This is a genomic window from Bacillus sp. ISL-34 (assembly GCF_018613325.1).
Taxonomy (GTDB): Bacteria; Bacillota; Bacilli; order Bacillales; family DSM-1321; genus Peribacillus.
The window spans coordinates 17,369-29,048 of the sequence record NZ_JAGGQJ010000027.1 but is presented as its reverse complement, the minus strand read 5'-3'; the positions used below and the strand labels follow the sequence as shown (position 1 = coordinate 29,048).

Sequence of the window (11,680 nt, the reverse complement as noted above, 5' to 3'; positions counted from 1 at the left end):
CTAATGAATAATATAATCGTTTTCATATAAATCAGGGTTTCTTTGCAGCGATTCATGACAGTCTTCACATATCGCCCTTACATGCATATCCCCTTCAGAATCATAAACGATCATCTCTTGTCGCTCTTCATCGGTAAGTTGATTAAAACCTAACTGCTCCGTACTCAGTGAGTGTGCCTCTATTGAGCCCAGCTTAGTTCCGCAATGTCGGCATCGATAATGGAGAGCCATTCGGTAACCCCCTATTTTAGTAATAGTGTTAGTATGTACAAAAGTAGAGGGTTTTTATTCAGCGAAACAGGAAGATATTATTCTTTACTTATATCTACTCTCTGCTTATTGGTTATATTCGTTCATGACCTGTATAAATGGTTTTTCCAACCAGGCTTCACAAGAAGCAGCGCTTTTTTCGATCATTGCACCGACATGATCCCATTCTTCAGGCGAAAAACGCCCTAACACATAGTCAGATACCGGAATACGGCCAATCGGGCGGCCAATGCCTATTCTGATTCGATTGAATTCTTGCGTACCCAAATGCGCAATTGAAGATTTTATCCCATTATGGCCGCCTGCACTTCCTTTTTGACGAAGGCGAAGCTTCCCTGGTGGCAAATCAAGGTCATCATATATAATGACAACATCCGCGATATCCACCTTAAAGAAATGCATGACAGCCGAAATGGATTCTCCTGACAAATTCATGTAGGTTAAGGGTTTAAGCAATAAAACTTTTTCTCCCTTTACCATTCCTACACCATAGATTCCCTTATGTTTTGCTTGATCAAGTGGAATCGACCATCTTTTGGATAACTCATCTATTACTTCAAATCCGACGTTATGCCGAGTTTTTTCATATTGTTTACCTGGGTTCCCTAACCCTACAATAATTTTCATGATTCACACTCCGTCATTACGGTTATTTAGGGAGTTACGGTGGGACGAAGTTTTTCCAAGATCATTGACCTTAGAAAAATAGTACCCTAATTTCAAGCTGGCCTGCAAGCGACCGGAGAACTAATTAGGAAAAATCCCAATTAAAGGAATCCATTGCAAAAAAATGGTCCGGTATAAATGGATGCACCCCTAGATTGAAAAGACGTAACTCGTAAAGAGCTACGTCTATTATATCACGATTCACTTGTTTAATCCCGGCATCATGACTCTGGTGATGCCTTGGTTTCCCTGCCTTCTTCATTTTCAGGGATACCGCCATCCTGCTGTTCACCTGTACTTATTTCCTCTTCCTGACGAGGAGCCAAAACAGATGCAACGACTTCTTCACCATCGTTGTCGATTTTAACTTGCTTATTCGTTTGGATATCGGATATGTAGATTGTATCTCCTACCTGAAGTTCGGTAACGTCAACATCGATGGAGTCAGGAATGTCATTAGGTTTAGCCGTAACCGTCACTTCATGAAGAGACTGCTGAAGGACACCGCCGTCTTTCACGCCTTTACAAACACCGACAAGGTTAACGCGAACTTGTGCCTGTAATTGGGCGGACATATCTACAATTAAAAAATCTGCATGATAAATGGAGTTCTTTATTGGATCCTTTTGGTAGTCAGAGAGCATGACTTTATAACTCTTACCTTCCAAGTCCAAAGAAATGATGCCATTGCGGCCTATTTCCTTGATTGTCTTTTGAAGCTCAATATTATTGACTGAAATGGCCGTACTGTCACTTTTATTGCCATATACTATCGCAGGGATTTCGCCGCTTTCTCTCAAATTCCTTAAATTAGAGTGTTTTGAATCCGTACGTTCTTTTGCAGCTAATATATTACTCATACATCCTCCGCCTTCCTAAATATAATTTACAAGTTTCTCTATATTTAACAATTCCCTAAATGGTGAATCATTAAACATGAAAGGTAAAATCCGAAGGGAGCAAGAAGAGAATAAACATATGGTAAACATAGGAATTCGCCGCAAAATATTTTTTCATTTTTTCCCTAATTCAAGCGCGAATCGCTTTGTTTTCCATTTCCACCTCAACTTGCATCACCCGGTTAAGAATTTGGGCTGTTAGTGATGAATATTGAATGCTATCCTTTTTCCGTGGTCTCGGCAGATTGATTTCCTTATTCATGACAACCTTGCCTTCTTCGATCAATATGACACGGTCGGCAAGCAGTACGGCTTCTTCAACATCATGTGTAACAAGCAAGGCAGTAAAGTCCTTTTTTCTCCATAGTTCCTCAATCAGTCTTTGCATGCCAATTCTCGTCAAAGCATCCAATGCCCCTAACGGCTCATCCAAGAGGAGAATGTCAGGTTGGTTCACCAATGCCCTCGCTAATGCCACCCTTTGTTTCTGCCCCCCTGATAAAACGGATGGCCAATCATTTACCCGATCAGCAAGACCCACTTGCTCCAATAATTCCATTGCCTTTGGCTTCCAATCCCCTTTCAAGCCGACACCGATATTTTCAAGGATTTTTTTCCAAGGAAAAAGCCTTCCATCCTGAAACATCGTACGTGACGATTTATTTAATCCATTCAATGGCTTTCCATTCACCAGTATCTGCCCGCCCGTCGGCTTTTCCAGTCCTGCCACAAGACGAAGCAATGTGCTCTTTCCACATCCACTCTTACCGACAATGGCTACGAATTCCCCTTTTTTAAAAGTGAGGTCCATTCCCTTTAATACTTCAAACTCGCCAAAGTCCTTTCTTACACTCTGCAACTCCAACGAATTTCCATTTTTCATATAAATGACCTCCTCATTGGTATGATGAATGCCACTTTAAGCATCTTTTTTCAATCATTTTGGCTGCAACGTCTGATATTTTCCCCAATAAGGCATATAAGAGAATACTGAGAACAACAATATCCATCCTCATGAATTCCCGGGCATTCATGGCCATATATCCTATTCCGGAATTGGCGGATATTGTTTCTGCGACAATTAATGTGACCCACATGATTCCAAGGGAGAAGCGGATACCCACCAAAATGGATGGAAAGGCTGCAGGGAGGATCACATTCCAGAATAAAGAAAAACCACTTAACCCATAAACCCTCGCCGCTTCGATTAATCCCTTATCCACCGATTTCACTCCATGAAATGTATTTAAATAGATAGGAAACAGAACCCCTAAAGCGACAAGGAGGATTTTCGCTTCTTCTTCTATACCAAACCATAGAATCACTAGCGGTATTAAAGCTAAATGCGGAATGTTACGCAACATCTGAAGCGAGGTATCGAATAAGGTTTCAGCAATGGATGATAATCCATTTAATAAACCCAGTACAAAACCAATGATCCCGCCTATTAAAAAGCCGATGAAGGCACGCTGAGCACTGATGCCGATGAAATCAATAAGTTCACCTGTCCCCAATAAAGCGACAGCTGCTTGAAACACTTCAGTCGGGGCAGGCAATATCCGATCCGACAAAATCCCCCACAAAGACAGCAGCTGCCAAGTTGCCAAAAGGAGAATGGGCACAAGCCATGATATGAGGTGGAACCTATTGAACTTTTTGTTTAACTTTTTCTGCATCTTCAATTTCACTTCCTTTTGTAGGGTAGTGGTCATTAGCCAGTATTTCCCCGAATGGGCTCGTAGCTTTTGAAACGGGACCTTGCAGCCGATCAACAGGGAGTAATGGGAATAATAATTCCGCAACTCTGTACGCTTCTTCAAGATGAGGGTATCCAGATAAAACAAAGGATTCTATTCCGATTTCTTCATATTCCTTCATTCTGGCAGCAACATTTTCTGCACTCCCGACTAGTGCCGTGCCGGCTCCCCCGCGCACAAGACCTACACCTGCCCATAGGTTAGGGCTGATTTCAAGCGAATCCCTGTTTCCGTTATGGAGTTGCGACATCCGCTTCTGGCCCACTGAATCAAATCTCTTGAAAATCTTTTGCGAATTTTCAATCATTTCGTCATCCACATATTTAATGAGTTCCTCCGCTGCCTGCCAAGCTTCTTCTTCCGTTTCTCTTACAATGACATGCATCCTTATGCCAAACCTGACCTCACGTCCATATTCTGCTGCCTTTTTACGTACCTTTTCAATTTTTTCTGCAACTTGCACCAAGGGCTCACCCCAGGTCAAGTACACATCAATATGCTTTCCTGATATATCGATGGCCGGACCGGATGAACCTCCGAAATAGAGTGGTGGGTACGGTTTTTGTACAGGTGGCAGCAGGATATCCCCGCCTTCGACCTTTAGGTGCTCCCCTTCAAAGTCCACTTTACCCCCGGACATTTCCTTTCTCCAGATATCAAGAAATTCATCTGTTTGCCCATATCGTTCCTTATGATCCAGAAATACGCCATCACCGGCCAATTCGACCGGGTCCCCTCCAGTTACTACATTGATCAAGAGTCGTCCATTCGACAGCCGGTCGAAGCTCGAGGCCATCCTGGCAGCCAAGGTTGGCGACATTAAACCTGGTCGGATCGCAACTAGAAATTTCATTCTTTCCGTTGCGGAAATCAATGAAGAACCCACTACCCATGCATCCTCACAAGACCTTCCCGTCGGAAGCAAAGCTCCTTCAAATCCCAAATGATCGACAGCCTGTGCTATTTGTTTTAAATAAGGAAGCGTGATTGCTCGTCCTCCCTTTGTTGATCCTAAATAGCGACTTTCCCCGTGAGATGGTAAAAACCAAAAAACTTTCATTTGTAATTCCCCCTTAATGTTTTTTAAGATCTGCTGAAGCATCCAGAATATTAATCTTGCTTGGGATTAATTTAAGATTGTAAAAAGTATCGGCAATCTTTTGTTGATCATCCAAAACGGTATTGGAAATCTGCTCAAGTCCATATTCTTTTCTATTTAGTGTTTTTTCCAATGCCTCAACACTCATGCCAATTTCCGGAGATAGAAACTCAGCAACATCTCTTGGGTTCTCTTCAATCCATTTATCAGCCTTTGTCAGTTCTTCTTTGATAATCTTCAAAGCCTCTTCATTATCGGCAAAGTAATCAGTTGCCAAGAAGAATTCACGATTCGCCACCAGTCCTTCTCCATCCCGGATCGTTTTCGTTTCAAGTTCCAATTCCGCCGCTGATAAAAATGGATCCCATATTACCCAGGCATCAATTTGGTTTCCTTCAAAAGCAGCCCTCGCATCTGCCGGCGGTAAGTAAACCGGGGTAATATCATCAAGAGCAAGTCCTGCTTCCTCTAAAGCTTTTACCAATAGATAATGAACATTGGAACCTTTATTCAAACCAACCTTCTTTCCCTTTAAATCTTTCACATTTTTAATGGGTGAATCCTTTTGTACGACTATAGCCTCACCTGATGGGTTTGCCGGTTGATTGGCAATATAGACAAGCGGAGCCTTGGCTGCCTGTGCAAATATCGGCGGTGCCTCCCCTGTGTGCCCAAAATCAAGGCTGCCGACATTCAAGGCTTCAAGCAGCTGAGGTCCTGCAGGGAATTCAGTCCAATCGACGGTATATCCCACTTCTTTTAAATGTGTTTCCAGATCCCCTTTTGATTTTAAAATATTTAATGTCCCGAATTTTTGATAACCGATTCGGATGGTTTTATCTGATTCTTTTGCGTCAGCACTTGTGGAACTGTTCTTTTCCTGCCCACATGCACTTACTATCAGCATGAAGATGCTGAAGATGGACAGCAGCCATATCTTTCGTTTTTTCTTCATATTCTGCACACCCTTCTTAAACTATTTATATAAAAATAAAAGGCTCCTTTCCTTCACCAGTAGGACAATAGGGCAAAATGATGCCTAATGTTCTATTGGTAAGTGAAAAGGAGCCTTCGGTAGTCCGATCGGCGTTAACCAGTATGCATTTGCGTTAGTACAGTTTTTCATTCAATATTAATTGGATTTGTATAGCCATTTTATTATTACTATTCACATCTGTCAACTAAGAATTAAATATTTTCTGAAACTTTTCAACGAAAATACGGCGAGCCTGAAGGCCCGCCGTGTTTTCGTTTATTTTGTTATCAATCGAATAATGTGCTGACTGATTGTTCCTCATGCACACGAATAATTGCCTCTGCAATCAAAGGTGCTACAGAAAGTCCAACAATTTTATCGATTTTCTTATCTTCAGATAGGGCAATCGAGTTAGTCACGACCAATTCCTTAATCGTTGAATTTTGAATCCTTTCGATGGCAGGACCTGAAAGGACTGGGTGTGTACAACAAGCGTACACTGCTTTAGCGCCATTCTCCACAAGGGCATTGGCCGCAAGTGTAATAGTTCCTGCAGTATCGATGATGTCATCAATCAGTATTGCTGTCTTCCCTTCAATATTACCAATGATGTTCATGACTTCAGCCACGTTCGGTCTTGGGCGGCGCTTATCGATAATGGCGATCGGCGCTTTTAGGCGATCGGCCATTTTACGGGCACGTGTTACACCACCATGATCTGGGGAAACGATGACGATATCACTTAAATCTTTTTCCTTGAAGAAATCAGCTAAAATCGGAACAGCAACAAGGTGATCGATCAGAATATCGAAGAAACCTTGAATTTGTGGTGCGTGAAGATCTAATGTGATTACACGGTGGGCACCAGCCGTTTCTAAAAGATTTGCGACAAGTTTAGCTGTAATCGGTTCACGCGCACGCGCTTTACGATCTTGTCGGGCATAACCGTAATATGGCATTACAATATTGATCGTTTTAGCTGAAGCACGTTTAAGAGCATCGATCATAATTAAAAGTTCCATTAAATTTTCATTGACTGGTTGGCTTGTTGATTGGATTACGTATACGTCACAGCCACGAATGCTTTCTTCAATATTAATCTGAACTTCACCGTCACTGAAACTTGTTACGCTACATTTTCCAAGTTCAACACCGATTGCAGCAGCAATTTCCTGAGCTAAATCGAAGTTTGAATTTAAAGAGAATACTTTTAAATTAGGATCTAAATACTGATTTGACATGATGACCTCCGTCGGTTATTTATTAAATTTCAAATTCTTGACATAATCTTCTTTGTTAACTTGACGAGCCCTAGCAACGGATAGTGCTTCCTGCGGTACATCATGCGTGATGGTTGACCCAGCAGCTACATATGCTCCTTCTCCTACCGTCACAGGTGCAACTAGATTAGAATTGCAGCCTATGAAAACATTGTCTTCAATCTTCGTCAAATATTTATTTTTACCGTCGTAATTCACGGTAATAGATCCGCAGCCTATATTAACATTCTCCCCAACCTCTGCATCACCAATATAACTCAAATGTGAGGCCTTGCTTCCTTTGCCAAAAACGGTCTTTTTAATTTCGACAAAATTACCAATCTTAACGGAATCCTTAATATCAGATTGAGGTCTAACATGTGCGAATGGACCGATTTTTACAAAACTTCCAATACTGCTTTCGTGTACAACCGATTGGAGGACTTCCGTTCCATCACCAATTTCACAATTACTGATTTCCGTATTCGGACCAATTAAGCAATCCTGCCCGATAATACTTTTTCCTTTAATGAATGACCCAGGGTTAATGACTGTATCCTGCCCGATTTGTACATCAGCTTCAATGAACGTAGTAAGCGGATCGATGATCGTTACACCATTCCTCATATGCGTTTCATTGATGCGTTTCCGTAAAACTTGCTCAGCCTGCGATAAAGCCACACGGTCATTCACACCCAATGTTTCTTCGAAATCACTGGATTGGAAGGCCGTCACCACTTCGCCTTCCTGTTTTAAGATTTCAATAACATCCGGTAAGTAATATTCCCCCTGGACATTTTCATTTGAAACCTTTTTCAGCGCGCTAAACAATGCTTGATTATCGAAGCAATATGTACCGGTATTTATTTCCTTAACATATCTTTCTTCATCAGAGGCATCCTTATGCTCGACGATTTTTTCTACAAGTCCGCCTTCACCGCGAAGGACCCTTCCATAGCCAGCAGGGTTATCTGCATATGCTGTTAAGATTGTTGCTTTCGCCTGACTTTGCTCATGCAATGCTATAAGCTCTTTCATCGTTTCCGCTTTAATCAGAGGCGTATCACCGCAAATAACAAGGGTCGTACCACTTTTTACGGATAAAACGCTTTCCGCTTGCATTACCGCATGTGCCGTACCTAATTGCTGTTCTTGTAAGGCATACTTGCATGAATCACCAAGTTGTTCTTGAACCTTTTCAGCTCCATGGCCGATGACTGTTACAATATCTTCTATTTGAAGTTGATTGACTTGATCGATAACATGTTGTACCATTGGTTTCCCGCAAACAGGGTGCAAAACCTTATAAAGCTTAGATTTCATCCTAGTACCTTGCCCAGCGGCCAATATTATTGCATAGCGATTACTCATAACAGGCCTCCATTTTCACCTTTTTATCCACTAAAAATATTATCTCAAATAGTGATTCTTTTCAAGGTAACAATTAAAAGTACATATAATTGTCAACCGATCAGGTGAAAAAAGTTCGATTTCCGACAGCCTTACAAATGTTATTATTGGACCTTTGAGCATTATTTCACATCATGGTCGATGTCATTTTCATTAACAGCATGAAACAGAAACCATGTCTCCTCCCCTTTATAACACCAGCCACTCCCATTATCCAAAACACCGCCATGATTGCGTCATGCCCTATGTACAAGCCATTTGGGCATACTTCACCCTTTGTTAACTCCCATTCCGAAATCAGGTTACCGGTTCATTTCATCTTCAGCTGGATGGCTAGAGTAAGTGGCAGCCCCTTAATCCCACTTACATGAATTTCAATCAAAAAGGTTTAAAAAATAAAAAGGACGGGTACTTAAAATTTTGAAGAAACAACGTAGGTTTAACAATTCATTAAAGCAAATGTCTGTATGATGAGCAGACAAGTTCTAAACTTACATGTTTTTGAATAAATAAAAAAGAGCACTACTTATGAAGTAGGCTCTAGATGCACGAATTATAAATTTAAAGTGTAAAAGTAAGGTTATTTTAAGAAGCACCTGCTCCAGCTTCCTCTAATTCAGTTTCAAGTTCTCCCAATCGATGATATTCTGTCAAGACAGCTTCTTGAATTTTCCCACGTGTCGAGGAATTGATTGGATGAGCGATATCCCGGAATTCTCCATCTGGAGTTCGTTTACTTGGCATAGCTACAAATAAACCATTGTTTCCGTCGATCACACGAATATCATGAACCACAAATTCATTATCCAGTGTAATTGATGCGATAGCTCTCATACGACCATCCGTATTCACACGGCGTAATCTTACGTCAGTTACTTCCATTTAAGCTCACCATCCCTTTTTGTTGTTGTTAAAACTTAAAGTACATATTCAACAAAAAAACGTGAACTCCTTCTATTATCTGTAATTTTTTTAGAAAATTCAGCCTAGTTTTCTTAAATACTAAAAATCACCCTTTATTACGAGAAAATTACCCATTACGAATTCCCCTTAAAAAATAAAAAAAAACGCCCGTTTATTTAACGAGCGCTACTACTTCTATTTCCACTAGTGCATCTTTAGGAAGCCGAGCAACCTCTACACAAGAGCGAGCAGGTTTGTGGGCAGAAAAATATTCTCCGTATATTTCATTAATCGAACCGAAATCGTCCATACTTTTAATGAATACTGTAGCCTTAATGACAGTTTCCAATGAAGCCCCAGCTTCTTTCAATACAGCTTGGAGATTCTTAAAGACCTGGTGTGTTTGTTCCTTGACATTCCCTGTCACCATCTCACCAGAAGCAGTAAGTGGGATCTGTCCTGAACTGAAAAATAACTTATCCACGATCACGCCTTGTGAATATGGTCCGATCGCTGCCGGTGCTTCATCCGTATGTATCGTTTTCATCAAATGGTTCCCCCTATTCCTTTTTCGTAAAATAATTCCCTCGGCTGACATTGATTTTCTTGTCTCTTTCAACCACCTGCGTCAACTTGATTAATGAAACATAGTCCTCGACAAGGCACTCCTCCGTATGTTCGGATTCGACCAGCACCGCAATTCCGGCAACTGTTGCCTTAAATTCATCCAATAGACTGACCATACCGTTAATGGTACCCCCAGCCTTCATGAAATCGTCTACAATTAATACATTCGAACCCTCAACCAAGCTTCTCTTAGAGAGTACCATAGTCTGAATCCTCTTTGAAGAGCCAGAAACATAATTGATGCTCACTGTAGAACCTTCCGTTACTTTATTATTCCTTCTTACAATGACAACTGGAACATTCAAATAATTTGCCACGGCGTATGCTAATGATATCCCTTTGGTTGCCATTGTCATGATGACTGAGACATTTTTCTTGGCATACATTGAAGCGATTATCCTTCCAACCTTATTCACGGTTTGCGGATGTCCTAATATGTCTGTCATATATAGATAACCGCCAGGAAGCAACCTTTCGGGACTGGCGATCGTATCGCATAATCCGTCAATGAAGGCATTGGCTTCTTCTTCCTTGATGGAAACAATATATTTCACTCCACCGGCCGCACCTGGAACGGTTGTTAAAGATCCTATCCCGCGCTGTTCAAAGGTATCTTTGATGATCGTCAAATCTTCACTGATCGAGGACTTTGCCGAACTATACCTTTCAGCAAAATAAGTCAGCGAAACAAGTTCCCCCGGATGTTCTAATAAATAATTGGTCATATCGACTAGCCTCTCGCTGCGACGAAATTTCATTGAGACACCCCCTTTGTGAATTCCGAATATTATATAGCAACTATACCACTAATGTACGTTTCTATTCAAGATTGTTTCGATCACCAAGTAAACGGACCGCATAGACTTGATCACAAAATCCGCGAAGTCCATTATAAATTCTTTGCATGCGCGAATCATGTTCCACCAAACCAAAAACGGTCGGACCGCTTCCGCTCATCAAGACCGAATCTGCACCAAATGTCTTCATTTGATCTTTAATGTTCGCAACCTCTGGGTATAACTGCAATGTCACCTGTTCCAGAACATTGCCCAACCCATCACATACAGCGTGATAATTGTTCTCCATAATAGCCGAAATCATCCCAGGTACATCAGGATGCTCCATTTTTGAAGTTTGGAGCCTTTTGTATATATCAGCAGTCGAAACGCCGATCGTCGGTTTGGCCAAGATGACCCAGCATTTTGGCGGTGCAGGAAGATGCGTGATTTTTTCCCCGCGCCCTCTTGCCAATGCCGTACCTCCATATACACAAAATGAAACATCAGAGCCAATTTCAGCTCCTATTTCCGCAAGTTCATCCATGGAAAGACCAAGCTTCCACAGTCTATTTAAGCCTCTCAGGGTAGCTGCGGCATCACTGCTTCCACCAGCAAGTCCTGCTGCTACAGGTATATTTTTCTCTATTGTTATAGAAACACCTTTATTGATCCCAAAACGTTCCTTTAGAATAAATGCGGCTTGATAAGCTAAATTCCGATGATCATCCGGAACAAATCGATTATGGGATAGAATCTGAATATGATTTCCCTTTATTTCCTTTAGTTCAATTCTATCGGCAAGGTCGACTGTCGTCATGATCATTTCCACCTCATGATACCCATCAGGCCGTTTGAAAAGCACATCCAAAGCCAAATTAATTTTAGCCGGGGCTTTTTCCATAAGCTTCAATATGTCCACCTACTTTAACGTTCTTAAAAGTTCTTGTCCTATTCTATCATATTTGTTTATATTCTAAAGGTTTTTTCATCGTAATTTCAATGTAAGGAAGCGAAGATTGGCCTTTAGAGGAGAAT

13 protein-coding genes are annotated in these 11,680 nt (G+C 41.3%); all 13 read right to left on the bottom strand.

All coding sequences use genetic code 11. The annotated features are described in order from the left end of the window. The 13 genes from fin to ispE all read right to left on the bottom strand — a co-directional run bounded on the left by fin (position 1) and on the right by ispE (position 11,555). The gene (gene fin, locus J7E52_RS19465; RefSeq protein ID WP_034316319.1) at positions 1–231 is read right to left on the bottom strand and encodes an anti-sigma-F factor Fin; all 231 of its coding nucleotides are present in this window, start codon (positions 229–231) and stop codon (positions 1–3) included. Positions 232–336: 105 nt separating this feature from the next. Further along, the gene (pth, locus tag J7E52_RS19460; protein ID WP_214750114.1) at positions 337–897 is read right to left on the bottom strand and encodes an aminoacyl-tRNA hydrolase; all 561 of its coding nucleotides are present in this window, start codon (positions 895–897) and stop codon (positions 337–339) included. Between the two features lie 260 nt (positions 898–1,157). Continuing rightward, on the bottom strand, positions 1,158–1,796 hold the full coding sequence (locus J7E52_RS19455; RefSeq protein WP_214750113.1) for a 50S ribosomal protein L25/general stress protein Ctc: 639 nt from the start codon (positions 1,794–1,796) through the stop codon (positions 1,158–1,160). 169 nt (positions 1,797–1,965) lie between these two features. Next, positions 1,966–2,718: an ATP-binding cassette domain-containing protein gene (locus tag J7E52_RS19450; RefSeq protein WP_214750112.1), complete on the bottom strand. Its 753-nt coding sequence runs from the start codon at positions 2,716–2,718 to the stop codon at positions 1,966–1,968. Positions 2,719–2,731: 13 nt separating this feature from the next. Continuing rightward, entirely contained in the window at positions 2,732–3,511 is a 780-nt protein-coding gene (ssuC, locus tag J7E52_RS19445) for an aliphatic sulfonate ABC transporter permease SsuC (RefSeq protein WP_214750111.1), read from the bottom strand. After that, a complete protein-coding gene (gene ssuD / locus J7E52_RS19440; protein WP_214750110.1) occupies positions 3,480–4,652 on the bottom strand; it encodes an FMNH2-dependent alkanesulfonate monooxygenase in 1,173 nt (390 codons plus the stop codon). The genes ssuC and ssuD overlap by 32 nt, the downstream gene beginning before the upstream one ends. Positions 4,653–4,665: 13 nt before the next feature. Then, complete coding sequence (locus J7E52_RS19435; RefSeq protein WP_214750109.1) at positions 4,666–5,646, bottom strand: sulfonate ABC transporter substrate-binding protein; 981 nt, start codon at positions 5,644–5,646, stop codon at positions 4,666–4,668. 308 nt (positions 5,647–5,954) lie between these two features. Continuing rightward, positions 5,955–6,908, bottom strand: coding sequence for a ribose-phosphate diphosphokinase (locus J7E52_RS19430; protein ID WP_061440331.1), 954 nt, complete (start codon positions 6,906–6,908; stop codon positions 5,955–5,957). Between the two features lie 15 nt (positions 6,909–6,923). Continuing rightward, positions 6,924–8,297 (bottom strand): bifunctional UDP-N-acetylglucosamine diphosphorylase/glucosamine-1-phosphate N-acetyltransferase GlmU, encoded by a 1,374-nt coding sequence (gene glmU, locus J7E52_RS19425; protein WP_214750108.1) that lies wholly within the window; start codon positions 8,295–8,297, stop codon positions 6,924–6,926. A gap of 624 nt (positions 8,298–8,921) precedes the next feature. Further along, positions 8,922–9,218 (bottom strand): septation regulator SpoVG, encoded by a 297-nt coding sequence (gene spoVG / locus J7E52_RS19420; RefSeq protein ID WP_034316332.1) that lies wholly within the window; start codon positions 9,216–9,218, stop codon positions 8,922–8,924. A 193-nt stretch (positions 9,219–9,411) separates the two neighbouring features. Beyond that, positions 9,412–9,789: a RidA family protein gene (locus J7E52_RS19415; RefSeq protein WP_170971529.1), complete on the bottom strand. Its 378-nt coding sequence runs from the start codon at positions 9,787–9,789 to the stop codon at positions 9,412–9,414. Positions 9,790–9,799: 10 nt separating this feature from the next. Then, positions 9,800–10,624, bottom strand: a complete 825-nt coding sequence (gene purR / locus J7E52_RS19410) for a pur operon repressor (RefSeq protein WP_101225907.1) — start codon at positions 10,622–10,624, stop codon at positions 9,800–9,802. 61 nt (positions 10,625–10,685) lie between these two features. Continuing rightward, positions 10,686–11,555: a 4-(cytidine 5'-diphospho)-2-C-methyl-D-erythritol kinase gene (gene ispE, locus J7E52_RS19405; protein WP_214750107.1), complete on the bottom strand. Its 870-nt coding sequence runs from the start codon at positions 11,553–11,555 to the stop codon at positions 10,686–10,688. Positions 11,556–11,680 lie beyond the last annotated feature (125 nt).